At 48.0% G+C, this 17659-nt stretch carries 13 protein-coding genes and 2 pseudogenes; 5 read left to right on the top strand and 10 right to left on the bottom strand.

What is annotated here, in order from left to right:
- The first annotated feature begins 140 nt into the window (after positions 1 to 140).
- The 3 genes from JFY74_20185 (at position 141) to pfkA (ending at position 3461) form a co-directional block, all read left to right on the top strand.
- Positions 141 to 1328, top strand: coding sequence for a sugar transporter (locus JFY74_20185; GenBank protein ID QQG28328.1), 1188 nt, complete (start codon positions 141 to 143; stop codon positions 1326 to 1328).
- A gap of 61 nt (positions 1329 to 1389) precedes the next feature.
- Positions 1390 to 2292 (top strand): CDF family cation-efflux transporter FieF, encoded by a 903-nt coding sequence (fieF, locus tag JFY74_20180; GenBank protein ID QQG30595.1) that lies wholly within the window; start codon positions 1390 to 1392, stop codon positions 2290 to 2292.
- A gap of 206 nt (positions 2293 to 2498) precedes the next feature.
- The gene (pfkA, locus tag JFY74_20175; protein ID QQG28327.1) at positions 2499 to 3461 is read left to right on the top strand and encodes a 6-phosphofructokinase; all 963 of its coding nucleotides are present in this window, start codon (positions 2499 to 2501) and stop codon (positions 3459 to 3461) included.
- Between the two features lie 252 nt (positions 3462 to 3713).
- Here pfkA and JFY74_20170 read toward each other — a convergent pair whose 3' ends face one another.
- The 4 genes from JFY74_20170 to JFY74_20155 all read right to left on the bottom strand — a co-directional run bounded on the left by JFY74_20170 (position 3714) and on the right by JFY74_20155 (position 9186).
- A complete protein-coding gene (locus JFY74_20170; protein ID QQG28326.1) occupies positions 3714 to 5051 on the bottom strand; it encodes a DUF1343 domain-containing protein in 1338 nt (445 codons plus the stop codon).
- Positions 5052 to 5083: 32 nt separating this feature from the next.
- Positions 5084 to 6169 carry a hypothetical protein gene (locus JFY74_20165; protein ID QQG28325.1) on the bottom strand — a complete coding sequence of 362 codons (1086 nt, stop codon included), beginning with the start codon at positions 6167 to 6169 and terminating at the stop codon, positions 5084 to 5086.
- A gap of 19 nt (positions 6170 to 6188) precedes the next feature.
- Positions 6189 to 8060, bottom strand: a complete 1872-nt coding sequence (locus tag JFY74_20160) for a glycoside hydrolase family 3 protein (GenBank protein ID QQG28324.1) — start codon at positions 8058 to 8060, stop codon at positions 6189 to 6191.
- A gap of 265 nt (positions 8061 to 8325) precedes the next feature.
- On the bottom strand, positions 8326 to 9186 hold the full coding sequence (locus JFY74_20155; protein QQG30594.1) for an SIS domain-containing protein: 861 nt from the start codon (positions 9184 to 9186) through the stop codon (positions 8326 to 8328).
- A gap of 226 nt (positions 9187 to 9412) precedes the next feature.
- Here JFY74_20155 and murQ point away from each other — a divergent pair, with 226 nt between their 5' ends.
- Together murQ and murP are read left to right on the top strand one after the other, a co-directional pair.
- Entirely contained in the window at positions 9413 to 10321 is a 909-nt protein-coding gene (murQ, locus tag JFY74_20150; protein ID QQG28323.1) for an N-acetylmuramic acid 6-phosphate etherase, read from the top strand.
- Between the two features lie 2 nt (positions 10322 to 10323).
- Positions 10324 to 11775, top strand: coding sequence for a PTS N-acetylmuramic acid transporter subunit IIBC (gene murP / locus JFY74_20145; GenBank protein ID QQG28322.1), 1452 nt, complete (start codon positions 10324 to 10326; stop codon positions 11773 to 11775).
- A gap of 343 nt (positions 11776 to 12118) precedes the next feature.
- Here the strand turns inward: murP and JFY74_20140 are convergent, their stop codons facing one another.
- The 6 genes and pseudogenes from JFY74_20140 to JFY74_20115 form a co-directional block, all read right to left on the bottom strand.
- Positions 12119 to 12589 carry a hypothetical protein gene (locus JFY74_20140; GenBank protein ID QQG28321.1) on the bottom strand — a complete coding sequence of 157 codons (471 nt, stop codon included), beginning with the start codon at positions 12587 to 12589 and terminating at the stop codon, positions 12119 to 12121.
- A gap of 89 nt (positions 12590 to 12678) precedes the next feature.
- Positions 12679 to 13505 (bottom strand): annotated as a pseudogene (locus tag JFY74_20135) (IS5 family transposase).
- Positions 13506 to 13573: 68 nt separating this feature from the next.
- Positions 13574 to 14854, bottom strand: a pseudogene (locus tag JFY74_20130) (RHS repeat protein).
- A gap of 702 nt (positions 14855 to 15556) precedes the next feature.
- Positions 15557 to 15973: a hypothetical protein gene (locus JFY74_20125; GenBank protein QQG28320.1), complete on the bottom strand. Its 417-nt coding sequence runs from the start codon at positions 15971 to 15973 to the stop codon at positions 15557 to 15559.
- 17 nt (positions 15974 to 15990) lie between these two features.
- Positions 15991 to 16911, bottom strand: coding sequence for an RHS repeat-associated core domain-containing protein (locus JFY74_20120; protein ID QQG30593.1), 921 nt, complete (start codon positions 16909 to 16911; stop codon positions 15991 to 15993).
- A 196-nt stretch (positions 16912 to 17107) separates the two neighbouring features.
- A complete protein-coding gene (locus JFY74_20115) occupies positions 17108 to 17659 on the bottom strand; it encodes a hypothetical protein (protein QQG28319.1) in 552 nt (183 codons plus the stop codon).

Raw genomic sequence — 17659 nt, 5'->3', positions numbered from 1 at the left:
ATAAAAGCACGCTGAAACACCTTTGGCCGCTCGCCGATTACACGGTGATGTCATACTTTCCCTGTACCATTGCTTCATCGCGTTAGCCTCTGCCACGACAGGGGGCGCATTCTTTTATTTTAACTTTTGATATCAATACCATGACCCGTTCTTCCCGTTCGACCGCCTGGTTACGCGTCGTCAGCCTTTCTCTGGCGGCCTTCATTTTTAACACCGCTGAATTTGCCCCTGTCGCGTTGTTGTCAGATATCGCTGCCAGCTTTTCCATGAGCGCCGCGCAGGTTGGGCTGATCATCACGATTTACGCCTGGGTGGTTGGGCTGATGTCGCTGCCCTGCATGCTGATGTCCAGCGATATGGAGCGACGCAGCCTGCTGATCAAAATCTTTATCCTGTTCGCTGTCAGCAATGTGTTGTCCGGTCTGGCCTGGAACTATTGGGTGCTGGTTATCGCCCGTATCGGCGTGGCGCTGGCTCATGCGGTGTTCTGGTCGATTACGGCATCGCTGGTGGTGCGTCTGGCACCGGCGGACAAAAAAGCGCAGGCATTAAGCTTGCTGGCGACCGGCACGGCGCTGGCGCTGGTACTAGGGTTACCGCTGGGACGTGTGGTCGGGCAGTATCTGGGCTGGCGTGTGACGTTTGTCCTTATTGGTCTGATCGCTGCGGGAATTATGCTGGGCCTGATGCGGCTGCTGCCTGTGCTGCCGAGCAGTAATTCCGGTTCGTTGAAGAGTTTGCCTCTCCTGCTTAAACGTCCGGCGCTGCTGTGCGTGTACGGCCTGACTGTGATGATCGTGACGGCGCATTTTACCGCCTACAGTTATATTGAGCCGTTTATCCAGAAAGTGGCGTTGTTGAGTGAAAATTTCACCACCATCTTGCTACTGGTTTTTGGCGGTGCTGGCATCATTGGCAGCATGCTGTTCAGCCGCTACAGCAGCAAATATCCGGCGGGCTTCCTGATTGTCTCGTTCGCGTTTCTGGCGGTGTGTTTACTGCTCTTGCTGCCTTTGTCATTCAGCGGCTGGAGCCTGTCGACGCTGTGTATCGTCTGGGGCATCGCCATTATGGCGCTAAGCCTGGGCATGCAGGTCAAGGTGTTGACGCTGGCGTCGGATGCCACCGACGTAGCAATGGCGCTCTATTCGGGAATTTATAACATTGGGATCGGCGGCGGTGCGCTGCTGGGCAATCAGGTGATTGTCCATTTGGGTTTGCTTGACATCGGCTTTATTGGCGCGGCGATGGCGATACTGGCGACCGTGTGCTGTATTTTTACGTTTGTCCGCTATTCCCGTGTGTTAAAAACGTCATTAACGAACTGAATACAAGCGACGACCTGAGCTAGTTATTGTAGGTAAGGGCATCGTCTTACGTGAGGGCATGATGAATCCACACTATGCGCGTCTGGTTACGCTGGCCGCTGTGAGCGCAACGGCCGTGGCGCTGGTGCTGTTCATAATGAAGGTGTTTGCCTGGTGGCACACTGGCTCGGTGAGCCTGCTGGCGTCGCTGGTTGATTCGCTGGTGGATATCGCCGCGTCGCTGGTGAACCTGCTGGTGGTGCGCTATTCGCTGCAACCGGCGGATACTGAACATGCGTTCGGCCACGGTAAGGCAGAATCGCTGGCCGCGCTGGCGCAGAGCATGTTTATCTCTGGCTCGGCGCTGTTCCTGATCCTGACGGGGCTGCAACACTCGCTGGAGCCGCAGACGCTGCACGCGCCGGAAGTGGGCATGTGGGTGACGCTCATTGCGCTGGTGGCCACGCTGCTGCTGGTATCGTTCCAGCGCTGGGTCGTGAAGCGTACGCACAGTCAGGCGGTTCGTGCGGACATGCTGCATTATCAGTCCGATCTGTTGATGAACGGCGCGATTCTGGTAGCGCTGGCGCTCAGTTGGAAAGGCATTACGCGCGCCGACTCCCTGTTTGCATTGGGTATTGGCGGCTATATTTTATATAGCGCGTTACGCATGGGGTATGACGCCGTGCAGTCGCTGTTGGATCGCGCCCTGCCAGAGGACGAGCATCGCGCTATTGCTGAGGTGATTGTGAACTGGCCGGGCATTCGCGGCGCACATGCGTTGCGTACCCGACGTTCCGGCCCAACGCGCTTTATTCAACTGCATCTGGAAATGGATGACACACTGCCGCTGGTACAGGCACATCAAATTGCAGACGATCTGGAGCAGGCATTACGTGAACAGTTTCCGGGTGCCGATATTATTATCCATCAGGATCCAGTTTCTGCCGTGCCGGAAAATCAGCGTGGCAGATTGACGGCGTAGTCGGCCAGGTTTCAGCATTTTATGTTAAAAACGTGATACGCCATGAAAATTTATGCACAATTTAGCCTGACCTGAATCAATTCAGCTTCGGGTGTTTGTTATAATATGCTAATAAAAGAATAAGGCGTTGCTGCCTGTTTCACGGCGGCGGTGAATTTACGATAGAAGAATCCTGCAAAATTACATCTACAAGTCCAGAGGTTGTCATGATTAGAAGAATCGGAGTGTTGACGAGCGGTGGCGATGCACCAGGTATGAATGCGGCAATTCGTGGTGTGGTTCGCGCTGCACTATCGGAAGGGCTGGAAATTTATGGCATTTATGATGGCTATCAGGGCTTGTACGAAGATCGCATGGAGCAGTTGGATCGCTACAGCGTATCGGATGTGATTAACCGTGGCGGCACATTCTTGGGTTCCGCGCGTTTCCCGCAGTTCCGTGATGAAGCGGTGCGTCAGGTCTGCGTGGAAAATATGAAAAGACGCGGCCTGGATGCGCTGGTCGTTATCGGCGGTGACGGTTCCTATATGGGTGCCAAGCGTCTGACTGAAATGGGTTTCCCTTGTATCGGCTTGCCCGGCACGATCGATAACGACGTCGCGGGTACGGACTACACCATCGGTTACTTTACCGCGCTGGAAACCGTGCTGGAAGCGATTGACCGCCTGCGCGATACCTCCTCTTCACACCAGCGTATTTCCATTGTTGAAGTGATGGGACGCCACTGCGGCGACCTGACGCTGGCGGCGGCGATTGCCGGCGGCTGTGAGTTCATCGTTCTGCCGGAAGTGCCATTCAGCCCGGAAGATCTGGTCTGTGAAATCAAAGCGGGCATCGAAAAAGGCAAAAAGCATGCGATTGTGGCGATCACCGAACTGGTGTGCGACGTCGATGAATTAGCGAAATACATTGAAAAAGAAACGGGACGCGAAACCCGTGCGACCGTACTTGGCCATATTCAGCGCGGCGGCTCGCCGGTTGCCTATGACCGTATTCTGGCCTCACGCATGGGCGCCTACTCTATTGAGCTGCTACAGCAGGGCTACGGCGGCCGCTGTGTCGGTATCCAGAATGAGAAAATGGTGCACCACGACATCGTTGATGCGATTGAGAACATGAAGCGTCCTTTCAAAGGCGATTGGCTGGATACAGCGAAAAAACTGTTCTAAGAAAGCAGCTCCTCTGTCTCTTCGTCCATTTTATGCGGACGCCGAGACGGTTTCGTGCGCGGTAATGTCGTTATTTTCATGCTACCTCGTAGCACGCGCCCGACACGGGGCGACTTAAGCGCTGCTCGCCCCGTGACCCTTGGCCTTTGCCGAGAATTATGCCGCTACGCGGTGCCTTCGTTGGTATCTGGCTTAACGTTTACTTGTCCCATAAATGGGGCAGCCTGTTCTACTCCAAACGTCAACGTGGGATTAGTGATAGATTCTGTACTTCTCTCGTAGTTTCATATACTTGTCAATGCCCGATTGCCAGTGTGATTCAATAAACGCGACGGTTTCATCTAGGGTGAGTTTTTTCTCGTCGGTTTCGATCAGCAAAACAGGCAGTTCGCTGGTGCCCGTGAGTTTTGCAAGCCAAGTGGGGCGCAGTAAGAACGCCTGTTCCTGATAGTCCAGATAATTTGCTTCTTGTTCCGGTGTTACCGCCACTGCGTATCCCGCCTCTTTAAAACGCATGCGCCAGTCGACAAAATAACGGATCGTCGGCCTCACAGAATCCAGCTCTGCGGTGCTGAACCGCTGGCCGCACACCTCTTTCCCAGCCTGTGGCCAGCCTAATTTTTGTTGATTGCCGTCTACGTGGTAGCAGGTGTTGACGTAGAATTGGCGGTTCGGAAAGCCGAGTTGTTCAAATGGATGATCCGACCCTCTGCCAGTATTCACGCTGGTCGCTTCAAACAATCCTAGGGATGGATAGAGCTGGACCGACAGGTCTCTGCGCAGGTTAGGAGAGGGGGGAACTGGCAGTGAATACGACGCATCGTGGCTGTAATTCGTCATCTCAATCACCTTAAGATCCTGCTCAGGAAACTGATACGCCTTGTTGCCGAAGGACTTCCAGCTCCTGTCATCGAAATGTGTCAGCCAGCCTTCACCCACGATCATGCGGGCGAATTCCCCAGAAGTCAGGCCGTGTACCATTGGCACTGGGTGCATGCCGATGCCAGAGATATTTTCCTCCTCCATAATCGGGCCGTAGACATATTTGCCGAGCGGGTTTGGCCTATCGAAAATCATTAGCTGCTTATGATACTGCTGCAGGCTTTCGAGCATGTGGTGTAGGGAAACGGTGTAGGTATAAAAGCGCACGCCCACATCCTGCAAATCGTAAACTACGATATCGACATTGGATAACTGCTCTTCGGTAGGATGGGCGCGAGCGCGACCATCTCCGTCTTTGCCATAAAGCGATATTATCGGCAGGCCGGTTTTGGCATCCGTATAGTTATTATCACCCAAACCGGTTTCCGCTTTGCCGCGCAGACCGTGTTCAACGGAAAATATTGCCGTCACCTTAAAGCCATATTTATCCTGTTCGCCCAGCAATTTATCAATGGTGTGTTGGCCTTCCTTATTTAGCGAACTTTGATTGACCATTAACCCTACACGCTTATTGGCAAGCTGTGGCCCATAGATATCTTCCCGATCGACGCCTAAAACAATATCTGCGCCTAAAACAATATCGCTGGCTATTGCAGTCTGGCTTACGGCGGCGATTAAGAATAATAAACTCAGCAAGAAATGCTTCATTTCCTGTTTCTCCTAGCAGTTGCTGCTGTAGGTTAGAAGTTATGGCGTAGTTCAAGTGCCCAGAACCAGAAATTATTGCTGGTGCGATCGCCGTTCACCCAGGTTAGCTCTGGACGATAATAAAGGTCGGCAAAAATGGAGGTCTGTTTGGTGAACGGATATATCGCCTGGAATCCATAACGGCTGCGATCCTTTTCTTTATAAACAATTTCTTCGTTTCTCGAATTGCGGAAGCTTTGTGTCCCTTTAGTTAATGCCAGGCGCGTATAAGGCATTAACAGCAAGCCGTTATCGAATTTATTGCGATAAATTGCCCACAAGAAATGCTCTTTGTTATAGAGCGTATTCACTAGCTGTTCGTCGATATAAAGGTAGTTTAGCCACAGCGAGTTTTTCGGCGTAAAGACGAAATTCGCCCCGGCGAAATGTTCGTTAATTTGGCTCCTGTCACGCTTATAAACACCGTAATCACCGTGTGCGCGAGCGTAATCGAGCTTGCGGTCAATTAGGCGGAACGACAGACTGGCATTAAAGCTCACGCTGTCTGAATATTTGTAGTAAGCCTGCGGGCGGATCCAGAATTCATGCCGTTCTTCGCCCTTGCGAATATCGCCCTGATAGGTTGGCGCAGCCAAAGCGGGGTTATCTATTGAGGCGAAGTGCCAGTTGTCATTACGGTAACCAAGACGCAGCTTGGTATTACCCGTTTTACCATCGATGATGAAAGGAAACGTGCGCGTCACCCCAGCCTGCCAGCGCGTGCGGTTATACTCTTTGTTGTTATCCAGATATGTTTTTAAAAACTGCATGTCATACAGCCACAAAGAATCATTCTGGTATATCCAAGCGCCGACATACGGCGAGGTCGCCATACTCCCTTTGGTAAATTTCCAGTTATGGTCGCTGTCGATCTCCTGCTCGGTGCCTAGATAGGTTTCGACATTCCATACTTTTGACTGGAGTTTGTCCTCACTCTCTTTTTTTTCCTTTTCTATTTGTCTGATTCTTTCGTTAAGGCGAATAATCTCTTGGTCATAGCCATTTTCATATTCGTCGGCCATAGCTGACCCGGTGAGACCGATGACCCCGCACAGCATTACCCTTGCAACCATCTTCATTTTTTAACTACCCTATTTTTTATAATGTAGTCAGGCCATAGCCGCGTGGATATAAAATTTGGCTGTTGTCTGGTGTTCTAATATCGACGGGTAATTTACCATTCGGTCTTGCAAGAACGTCAGATTTCCCCGAAGGTCCTTGGAATAGGGTGCGTAAGCCGCTGCGAATATTGGTTTCCAGACTGTTGCGCACGTTATTCGTGACGTCGAAACCTGTAATTCCATAAATAGCAATATTGGCACGCACACCATTTAGATACGCAATGTCATACGGATTTCTCGATGAGATAACAACCAGGGGAATGTTTTCCTGTCGAGCAATATCTATTATGCGCTGCGCATTTATAGGATTATTTTTCAGGTTGTAAGTTGTGAGGATAATAAATTTCTGTCCGGCGAGCTGCTTTTTAATTTCCTGTTCTGATAACGTGTCTTTGTCTAATTTAACCACCTCATCTTTGATGGATAAATTAACTTTTAACTCATCCGAAATCTGTTTTAGATGCTTTTTTATCAGTTCATTGCGCGGTTTTTCATCTGAATAAACCATGATCTTGTTGTATTTATTTAGCGCGTACGGCAATACATTATCATTTTTAATTAAGGTAATCGCCTGCTCGGATATCGTTTTTTCAAGCTGCTTATGCGCGGGTGACGCGACAATTTTTTCAGCGCTGGCGGCATTTTTCGGTGTTGCAGAAATACGCTTGTTTAGCTTGGTGTAAACCACTCGCTCGGCGGATTCTTGAATACGTTTTTTTAGCTGCGGATCTTTATTTGCTTCAGTTTTCAAATAGTCATACAGCTCGCCAAGCTTTTGAATGCTCGCGCTGTCTTTAATCTCAAGTGGCATCAGGATGATATCATTACCCGCGCGAATGGCCTGTTTGATGGACCACAATTGATCGAAGTTCCCGGCGATCGCCCCCATATCCATTGCATCCGTCAGGATCAGACCATTGTAATGAAGCTGCTCGCGTAAGATGCCGGTGAGAATAGGTGTGGAAAGCGTGGCTGGGGTACCAATTTTTTCGCCACTGGTGCTGATCAATTGAGCGTCATCTAGTGAGGGAACCACAACGTGCGCGGTCATGATTGCATCGGAATATGGCATCACTTCGATAAAAGGTTTTAACTCTGTCTGATGCCATGAGGCTTTATCGGTATTCACGCTCGGCAGCGCAAAATGCGTGTCGGATGTTACGTTGCCGTGGCCAGGGAAGTGTTTAAGCGAGGTCAGTACTGGGTACTGGTGAATGCCCTCGATGTAAGAACGCGCTAACGTTCCTACCAGCAGTGGATCGTCCGAATAGGAACGTACGCCAATCACAGGATTATTCTGGTTGTTGTTCACATCCACGACCGGACCGAAGTTGAAATTGAAACCCAGACTGGATAATTCTGCGCCGTGCGTGCTGCCAGCCTGTTCGGCCATTTTCATCGAGCCTGTTGCCCCCAGCGCCATATTGCCTGGCATCTCGGTGCCGACCTGCAAGCGGGTCACATATCCGCCTTCCTGATCGGTACTGATAAACAACGGTAAATTGCTGCGCGAGGCTTGCAGGCTATTGATTAATGCCACGGTCTGCGGCGTAGTGACGAGGTTTTCCCGGAACAGAATCACCGAACCAAGATGAAACTCATTCACCATTTTACTGACGGTGTTATTCATTTCGATAAAGGTTTTTTTCTCAGACTCGTTATTTTCATTCCATGAACGAATGTCGATCATTAACATTTGTCCGAGCATTTCTTCAAAACTCATTCCCGCCACCAGCTTTTCTGCATTTTCTTTAGGGAATTGCCAGAGGTTTTTTAGCTGTGCGTCGGTAAATGTAGCAGCGAAACTACTGCTGCTTAATAATAATAACAAGGGCAGTGTCTTTTTCATTTTCGTCTCCGTGAATAATACTTTTTCGAATTGTACGTTTCATTTTGGATGGTAAAGTGATAATTATCACAGATAAATGATTCGTCATTTTTTCTATTTCAGGAATAGTAGCGCACTCCATAGGAAGCCAAAAATCTACTTAGCCTTATTTATAAAGACTTTTAACAGGAATAATTCTTTCTTTATCGAGAATAATAGCTGAAGGATTTTGTTATCTAATTATTTTATCGATAGTTTTTTCGTAAGAATTATCCTGATAATGATATTAGTCATCTAGATTGTTTATCGTCATACTTACATTTAACGTTTTCGGTCTAGCGATTTCTTTTCGCTGCTGCATCAGTGCAAGGAAGATTAAATCAGTCACGGTGTTCTGCGCGGTACGTGAAGAAATAGACGAGCTGCGCCATTGGTTCTCCTCGGAGATACTTTCCAGCACATAATCCGCCAGTTTTGCCAACGACGTGCTTTTATCGCCGGTAATGACGATGATCTTTGCTCCCTGAGATTTCGCCATCGTGGCGGCAATACGCATATCTTTTCTTGCCCCGCTGAAGGAGATAACAATTTGCACATCGTTAGGTGTCAGGGTCATGGCGGTGGCGATTTGAACGTGTAGATCGGCTTCGGCGAGGCTGAGAATACCGATTTTTTGTAATTTATAGCTCAGATCTTTGGCTGTCAGACCCGAACCCCAGATGCCGACTATTTGCACACGGTGTGCTGTATTGATCAGCTCAACCACTTTTTTAAAAACCGGGAAGTTTAATCGCTGTGTGGTTTCGGTTATTGCTGCCGTTTTCTCATGAGCTAACTTGTGTGCCATCACCATTAAGGTGTCTTCTGAAGAGATGGCGTTATGCAGGGCTTTGTGAGGAAAAGTTTTGTAGAGATCATTGCGACCCAGGTCTTCACTGATTGCCAGCTTCAGAGCCGGATAACCTTTCATGCCTATCTTCTGGCTAAACTTCACCACCGAAGACTGGCTAACGCCGATCTCTTCTGCAAAGTGAGAAGAGGATAATGCCAGAATTTTTTCGGGATTATTCAGAATATATCTGGCTATCTTTTGCTGGTTTTCAGCCAACTCTGGCAGTAACCAGGTGATTTCGTTAAGGACAGACATCAAAAATTCTCCATTGAGGGGAATATATTATTCCAGTGTAGGGGGGGCGATTCGATTTTGGTAATTTATTGTATTTAATTATTTTAATTGTTTCCTTGGTGGTTTTTTTTTGCACTTATTCCAGCGCCTTGACTGAGCTGGAATACAATTTCTCGTGATAATTATCACATTTCTTGAATAAATAACGCCTTAACATTGTTGATAACACAACGAAATGGAAGCCCCGATGGAGATTATTTTAAGTCAGTTGGTTACCGAAAGCCGCAACCCAGCCAGCGAGGAAATCGATGTTCTGCCAACGCTCGACATGCTTGCGGTGATAAACCGTGAAGATAAAAAAGTGCCGGAGGCGGTAGAAGCCACACTTGTGCAAATCGCGCAGGTTGTCGATCGGGTGGTACAGGCGTTTGCCTGCGGTGGGCGGCTTATTTACTGCGGTGCGGGTACATCGGGGCGACTCGGGATTTTGGATGCCAGTGAATGCCCGCCAACTTATGGCACACCGCGCGAACAGGTGGTTGGTTTGATTGCTGGCGGGTACCCGGCCATTTTGCAGGCAGTAGAAAACGCTGAAGACAACCGCGAAATGGGCGAGCAGGATCTGCGCAATCTCAATTTCAACTCGCGTGACGTACTCGTGGGTATTGCTGCCAGCGGACGCACGCCGTATGTGCTGGGCGCCATGGCCTATGCGAAAAGCCTTGGCGCAACCGTTGCGGCTATCTCGTGTAACCCGAACAGCGAAATGAGCCAGGCGGCGGATATTGCCATTGAACTGCTTGTCGGCGCGGAAGTCGTGACTGGGTCCTCGCGTATGAAGGCGGGCACGGCGCAAAAGCTCGTTCTTAATATGATTACTACTGGTGCCATGATTCGCAGCGGAAAAGTATTTGGCAACCTGATGGTGGATGTGGAAGCGACTAACGCCAAACTGCTCCAGCGGCAGTTAAACATTGTGGTTGAGGCAACGGATTGCAGCCTGGAAGAAGCGGCACAGGCGCTAGATGCCTGCAATCGTCACTGTAAAACAGCCATTCTGATGATACTTAGCGGTCTTTCTGCGGCAGATGCGGGCGCGCTGTTAAGCAAAAATCAGGGATTTATTCGTGAAGCGCTACAAGAGATAAAGAGTTAGCTATGGCAAAAATCACCGGCTCGACCATCGAACAGATTTTGCGTCTTACCGGTGGGAGTGGAAACATCCTAGTGTGCGGCAACTGTATGACACGCCTGCGTTTGACGCTTAAAGACCGTGAGCGCGTGCAGCATGAGGAGCTCAAGAAAATCCCTGTGGTAATGGGGGTCGTCAACAGCGAAGATCAGCTACAAATCATTCTTGGCCCAGGCAAGGCGCAAACTGCCAGCGAACTGATGAACGTGATGCTGACAGCCGGTGAACAGGCCATGCCGCAGACGGATGAAAATGCCGATCTGAGTAAACTTGCCAGTCAGAACAAGCAGCAGATGAAGGCGAAACAGAACAGCGCGGTGCATAGCTTCCTGACTAAATTTGCCACCATTTTTACGCCGCTGATTCCGGGTTTTATCGCCGCGGGTTTGATGCTGGGGATTGCCACGTTGCTGCAACAAACGCTGGTGGTGGAGGGCGTTGCCCCCGCGGTCTGGCTGACGCAGCTCATCGCTTATATGAAGGTGTTCAGCATCGGTCTGTTTACCTTCCTGAGCATTCTTATCGGCTTTAATACCCAGAAAGCGTTTGGCGGCACAGGGGTGAACGGTGCAATCATCGCATCGCTGTTTATCCTGCGTTATGTGCCGGAGGGCACGGTGGGGTATTACGCGGGCATGGATACCTTCTTCGGGCTGGTTATCGACCCACGCGGGAACATTATTGGTGTGCTGCTGGCCTGTATTCTCGGAGCGTGGGTCGAGCGCCAGGTACGTAAGATCGTTCCGGATAATCTGGATATGATCCTCACCTCGACCCTCACGCTACTTATTACTGGGGCGATCACCTTCGTGGTGATTATGCCAGTAGGCGGCGAGCTGTTTAAAGGCATGTCCTGGCTGTTCCTGCATCTCAACGGTAATCCGTTTGGCACCGCCATTCTGGCAGGATTGTTCCTGATTGCCGTGGTGTTCGGCATTCACCAGGGTTTTGTACCGGTCTATTTCGCGTTGATGGATGCGCAGGGTTTTAACTCCCTGTTCCCGATTTTGGCAATGGCTGGAGCAGGGCAGGTGGGCGCTGCGCTGGCGCTGTTTGTGCGCTCGCCAAAAGGGTCGGTGCTGCGAACGCAAATTAAAGGAGCGATCATTCCTGGCCTGCTGGGAATTGGTGAGCCGCTGATTTATGGCGTGACGCTGCCGCGCCTGAAGCCGTTCGTCACGGCCTGCATCGGTGGTGGAGTGGGCGGCTTCTTTATCGGTTTGGTCGCATGGATGGGGCTGCCGGTCGGTCTGAATACCGTCTTTGGCCCGTCAGGTCTGGTCTCCATTCCTTTGATGACATCCCAGCAGGGGATATTTGCTGGCATGGTGGTGTACGTGGTCGGGATTGTTATTTCGTACCTGGCTGGATTTGTAATTACTTGGCTGTTTGGCACTAAAGACGTGGATTTGAGCTAAAGCCGTTGTTGTCTGCTCCTACCCAGCAATAGTGGAGACGTGGCTAAGTGAGTAAACTCAGTAACAGAGGAGACTCACATGACAAAAATACGGTGGCAGTTACACAGAATTATTTACAGGGTCGATAAAATAAAGCTGGAAGTGATCGTTTTACGATCACTTCCAGCTTTATCTCTAACTAATATCGACAGTTTCTTTTCAATTAATTAGAACGTCAAAAAAAATTCAATATCCTGCCCGTATATGAGTTTAAGACCAGTAACGTGAGTAGACTTTGTATTTAGTATTAAATCCAATATCAAACGATATGTTTGATAGCAAGGTGATATGACTTTTAATGACATTAAATATCTTCATTGCAGATCTTGATATCATCAGATAATAAATCAACAACAACATGAAAATTTGCCGTTGATTTAAAGTAAATGCTGTCTTTTATTCTTCTTATTTCTATGAATGGGTTAGATGTTGTTGAGTGAATTATCATTTTTATATTGTTATTTATATCTGTTTTAACAATAAATCCTTCATTTCCCATTTCTCCCTCTCCACAGAGAAAAATATTATTTTCATTGACTGATAGTCTATTGTTAATTTGAACTTCAGACCATATTTCATCGTGACTACTAACAAGCTCATTGAAGGTTAATCTTTCACCATATGATATAAAATATTCTTTCTTAAAGGAATGTAATAACGAATCATTTTCAATAAAATATATATTTATATATTGTACAATTCCAGATTCAAAAATGACTAAATCTAGGCCTGGTAATTTATTGTCAATCCATTTTATTTTCAACTCATCTATCATGACTTACATTTCCCTTTTGGCGTTTTGCTTACTATACGAGGTTTGTTTGGGACTCTCTCATCAGGTAATTTTACTCTAGGCTGTGTCCCTTAACTTAACAGCCTTTTCAAAAATAACCGGATCTCCCCCAGTTTAAGCATACTCAGATAATTTTTTGCTGTTTTTTCTGAGCGTGTAGCGATGCGACGATTTTCTTTTAATCCCGCAAAGCTGCGCTCCACAACATTACGTTTTTTGTACAACCGTGTATTGAGTTTTCTGCGTTTATCCTGACTGGCCTTCTCATTCCGTTTAAAAGGGATGACTGGCTTTATTCCCTTAATCTTCAAATAAATAAGAAGACTTTTCCCTGAGTATCCAGTATCGCTTTTGGACGCGATTTCAGGCACCCACTTTTACGAATAACACCAACTCGGTTGAGCAAATCTTTTGCATACTGACTTTCGTGGGCTTGCCCACCACTCAGACAGAAATTTAATGGCAATCCGGTGCCATCTGTCGCCAGATGGATTTTGGTGCCAAAGCTGCCGCGAGAGCGACCCAGCCCATGATCGTCGAGTTCATCGGGATGTTTTTTTGGCTCCCGCCGCGGCTTTCAGGGTTCGAATATTACTGCCATCAAGCGCGATGACATCCCAGTCAATCAGTGATTTTTCATCCAGAATTTGAAGTGGCTTATTGAAAAGGCTGTTCATTATTCCAGTTTTTGACCATCGATTAAAGCGGTTGTAAATCGTTTATCCAGTGACCATAGCGTTCGGGTAAATCCCTCCACGGTGCTCCAGAACAAAGAACCCAAAATATGCCATTCATGACACGCCTGTGCGCAAGATAAGGCCGACCTCCTTTAGCAGAACCGTTCTCAGGTGGCGGCAATCAGCAACCATGCATCATCAGGGAAATCGTAACGAGCCAAATTGAAGGACTTTTTGTGGTTAAACTATGCTTCGTATTGTACAAAAAATAGTTATGGGACACAGCCTAGGCCTGGGGTTCACCGTTCTGGCTGCTGGTGACAAAGTCGGTTTCCCAGCGTCTGTCGGTATTCTGCCGTTGCTGAACCAGCAGCTCCCAGCCGTTGTGTACCCAGTGTCGGCGGGCAACGCGTTCACCGTTGCGGTAGTGACGCACGTCGGCTATCTGGTCGCCGTCCCACAGATAGCGGATGTCTTCACTGGTCTGCTCACAGCGTTTGCTGGTGCGTCGCCCGAACGGGTCGTAGCGGTAGAACCAGCGTTGGCCCGTCGGGGTGTCGACAACCCGGAGCTGGTTACGGCTGTCCCAGCGGTAGTGCCAAACCTGTGGGCGGTAGCCCGGCTGAACCACCTGTTTACGGATGAGTCGTCCGGCTTTGTCGTACTGGTAATGGGTGTCGTCGTGCTGAGTCAGCCTGCCCGCCTGCCACTCGGTGAGTCGGGCGGTCTCCTGCGGCAGGCCGTTGCGGGTGTAGCGGTAAGCTTCGTCGGTTTCCACTGTGCGGCCTGCGCCGCCGCTGAGGACGGACAGCACCCGTCCGGTCGCGTCCAGTTTGTAACCTGCCGCCTCGCGGTTATGGCGGGCACCGGCCAGATTGCCCGCCCCGTCATACCGATATTCCCGCGTCTGTGAGGCGTGCAGACGCCCGTCCTGTTGCTGACCGCTCATGTCACGGGTCAGCCTGCCCATCACGTCATATTCCCGCTGCTGTAGGAACTCACCGCCTGAACGGGAGGCTTCGCGCCCGGCGGCATCATGAGCAAGGGTGAGCTCTGCGCCGTCTGGCAACTGCACCTGCTGCAGTTCACCCGCTGCGCTGTAGCTGAAGGTGCTGGTCAGCGCGTCGTCACCTTCGTTTTCTCTGGCCAGCGTTCGCGTTACGGTGCGTGCGGTATCATCAAACTGTCGGGTGATAAGCGAGCCGTTCAGCCACTCCCGCACCACCCGGTCACGGAGGTCATACTCTAGCTGTACATGACTGGTTGCGGAGGTGACTTCGATAAGCCTGCCAGCCGCGTCATAGCGGTAGTGCAGGGTATCGTCCGGTGCGGTTTCTTTGATGAGCAACCCGCGTCCGTCATACAGGAAGTGGCGGGTTTCGCCTTCGCCATTACGGATGGCGATGCAGTTGCCGTCTTCGTCATAGGTGTAGTGGGTGTCGGTGCCCGCCATGTCCCGCTCGCGGATGACCCGCGCATCGGCATCCAGCCACCATTGCCAGCGGCTGCCGTCCGGGGCGACAACGGCGATCAGTTGCTGGCTCTCTTTGTCGTACTCGTAACGCCAGGTGTCATAGTAAATAAAACAACTAAAACAGCACGTTACTACACGGTGGGATACGCCCACACAAACCTGTTATAACAGGTTTGAACAGCTTTAGCTGGCCCGCAAAGGCGAGTCTCAGAATGAGACGAGTAAAACGGCAGGCCTAACCCGCCGTCCGCGATTAACCTTAAAGGCCGCTGGCTGGAGGAGTCGGGTTTATGACCGGGATGCCGATCACCGTGACGGTGGAGCGGGGTAGATTGATTATTGAGACCGAGATTAATCTTTAGCTGGCGATGAAAATAAAATAGCCGGAAGAATCGTTGAGATCGTTTCTGATATTAATTTAATCGATATTTTGTTTTAATAACATTAAATTATATATTTAATTGCTAATTTTATATGGAAATTTAATTCCAATTAAAATGGATAAATATATTAATTGAATGATTTTTTAATGCCTGTTTAATTTATTGATTTTTATTTTTCTGTAAATTTTTTCTCATGCTAATCAAGATGATCAACTTCGATTATTTTATTGAAGAATGAATTAATAGCGTAATTTCCTGCATATTGCAGTGACTCGGAATCATTGCAAGGAAATTTAGTTTACATGATGAGTTTCTTCAATACACTAATCTCATTTTGTGTGGCAGTTATACTTTTTCATTTTCTGACATCGAAAATTTGGAAGATCCAAAGAGGATCTTCCGGCTCTGAATGCTCTTACATATCGCTCAGTATTTCGTCAAGCCAACTACTATTTGGCCGCTCACAAGTTATATGGCCGCCGAAGCGAAGTGTATCATTAGATTTTACTTTACCTTCATATTCAAAATCAGGCAAAGCAAAAAGATAGCTTATCTTATCAACATCTTTCTTATCCAAAAGGAGAGATACTTTAGATGTTATAAAATCAAATCCCTCTTCAATATTTATATTTTTTTCTCTAGATAAGTTACCTAGTTCTCCTTGTTCTTTTCCATACCATATAATAATTGCATGGTCGTAGTCTATGAATCTGTTTTTTAAATGAAAATCTCTTTCAAATTTACATTCGTTATCATTGATAGCGAAGTTATCCATGATAGCTTCATAATTCGTCGAAACAGAATACCAAATAGCGTATTTTTCCTTACTCATTATCTCAACACCTATAATTAAAATGGAAGATCAAATGGACCAAATGGAAGTCGTTTACTAGACCATTTTCTCACAGCATTTAGATAACTATTTATATCCGTGGCTTTACCTGCAATTTTAATAAGTTCACTGTGGGCTAATGACGACTGGGTCGTAACACCACCGCTATGTGGCAGAGTATGTGTCCCCATAACACCAAGATCGTCCAAGAACTTAACTTGGCCAGTCGGTGTCCTCCACTTCATATAGTCGTTAAATGAAACACCCATTTGTTTAAATTTGTCAGCTTGAGAGACAGGTAACCATTCATGAAAACCCCCGCCTTTTGAACCACCGGCTTTACGAAGTCGATCCATGATATTTTCTTTAAACTTTGGATTACTCCATGCGTTCATGAATTGCTTCTGTGTCGAGTTATTCCAGAAGTTCTCAAATCCAGCTTTTCCTCTTCCCCACCCTTTTAAGTACTTACTACATCCAGCTAACCCTAATGGGTCTATTAATTCATTGGGATTCTGAACATACCCGTAGTTGCTTTCTCCACCCGCTATCCCTATCGGGTCCGGCGAGACATAACATCCACCTGCTGGGTCGTAGTACCGAAAACGGTTATAACATAGCCCGCTTTCGGTGTCACGGTACTGTCCGGCAAAGCCAAGGCCTGGGTCGATATTTTCCTCAAGATGGCTCTGCCGCTGGCCCCAGAGGGTGCTTTTCGGTGCCCGCCAGCGAAGTTCGCCTTGCGGATTGAAGACGGCCTGGGGTTCACCGTTCTGGCTGCTGGTGACAAAGTCGGTTTCCCAGCGTCCGTCGGTATTCTGCCGTTGCTGAACCAGCAGCTCCCAGCCGTTGTGTACCCAGTGTCGGCGGGCAACGCGTTCACCGTTGCGGTGATAGCACACTTCTACTACCTGGTCGCTATCCCACGGGTTGTGAATACCATATGTGTCTGGTCGTAGTGTTTGCTATTCAGGGTATACACCACTCTGAAGTGGTTGCGTCTGCCCCGCTGACAACTCGGAATAATAGGGTGGATAAATTAGTGAAGCACAATACATGTTTTATCGCGTACAGCTTTACAACCTATTAGGATAATTACACCTTCTTGCTATAATACACCCTATGATCGAGGAGTTAACCTGACCTCAGTATAGATGGATCAAAAACAACTATCTCATTAGAGTTTTTTTTCACGCCACAGGGTAAAACACCTGTTTTGAAAATATCAAAGAGTTCTTCGAGTTTATTTTTAACTTTCTCCCCTTTCAGATATCGCTGCACACTAACCATCATTAAAATATAATTACATTCATCATCTACTTCTTTAACAAATTTATCATATTCAGAATTATCGGCTAGCCCTGCCTTTTTCCTCAAAAGATACTCTTTCCTTTTTCTTATATTTTCTTTTAGAGTATCATTGCCCTCAGACCTGATTGCCTTAATTATATCCTCTTGCGCCAAATTATAGTTTTTGTCCAGTATCAGATCAGATACCTGACCGGAAAAAAAGTCATCCCAAATACAATAATCCGAAGGTACATCCTGGCTAAAAAATAATCTCAGAGCATCATCTTTTTTTATAATCATACTATATTCAGATAAGGCTATTTTAGAACCTGATAAAAACAGCGAGTTCTTAAAAAATCTAATAGGTTCCATATAAAATTCAACTTTATCATTCAT

The organism is Pectobacterium carotovorum (assembly GCA_016415585.1).
GTDB classification, from domain to species: domain Bacteria; phylum Pseudomonadota; class Gammaproteobacteria; order Enterobacterales; family Enterobacteriaceae; genus Pectobacterium; species Pectobacterium carotovorum_K.
Note: the sequence above shows the minus strand (reverse complement) of the source record. Positions and strands in the feature narration are given on the sequence as shown.

Coding starts and splice junctions, on each gene's coding strand:
- murP (QQG28322.1), top strand. CDS start 10,324: ATGGCAAAAATCACCGGCTCGACCATCGAACAGATTTTGCGTCTTACC.
- fieF (QQG30595.1), top strand. CDS start 1,390: ATGAATCCACACTATGCGCGTCTGGTTACGCTGGCCGCTGTGAGCGCA.
- JFY74_20155 (QQG30594.1), bottom strand. CDS start 9,186: ATGTCTGTCCTTAACGAAATCACCTGGTTACTGCCAGAGTTGGCTGAA.
- pfkA (QQG28327.1), top strand. CDS start 2,499: ATGATTAGAAGAATCGGAGTGTTGACGAGCGGTGGCGATGCACCAGGT.
- JFY74_20140 (QQG28321.1), bottom strand. CDS start 12,589: ATGATAGATGAGTTGAAAATAAAATGGATTGACAATAAATTACCAGGC.
- JFY74_20185 (QQG28328.1), top strand. CDS start 141: ATGACCCGTTCTTCCCGTTCGACCGCCTGGTTACGCGTCGTCAGCCTT.
- JFY74_20165 (QQG28325.1), bottom strand. CDS start 6,169: ATGAAGATGGTTGCAAGGGTAATGCTGTGCGGGGTCATCGGTCTCACC.
- JFY74_20125 (QQG28320.1), bottom strand. CDS start 15,973: ATGAGTAAGGAAAAATACGCTATTTGGTATTCTGTTTCGACGAATTAT.
- JFY74_20115 (QQG28319.1), bottom strand. CDS start 17,659: ATGAATGATAAAGTTGAATTTTATATGGAACCTATTAGATTTTTTAAG.
- JFY74_20170 (QQG28326.1), bottom strand. CDS start 5,051: ATGAAGCATTTCTTGCTGAGTTTATTATTCTTAATCGCCGCCGTAAGC.
- JFY74_20160 (QQG28324.1), bottom strand. CDS start 8,060: ATGAAAAAGACACTGCCCTTGTTATTATTATTAAGCAGCAGTAGTTTC.
- murQ (QQG28323.1), top strand. CDS start 9,413: ATGGAGATTATTTTAAGTCAGTTGGTTACCGAAAGCCGCAACCCAGCC.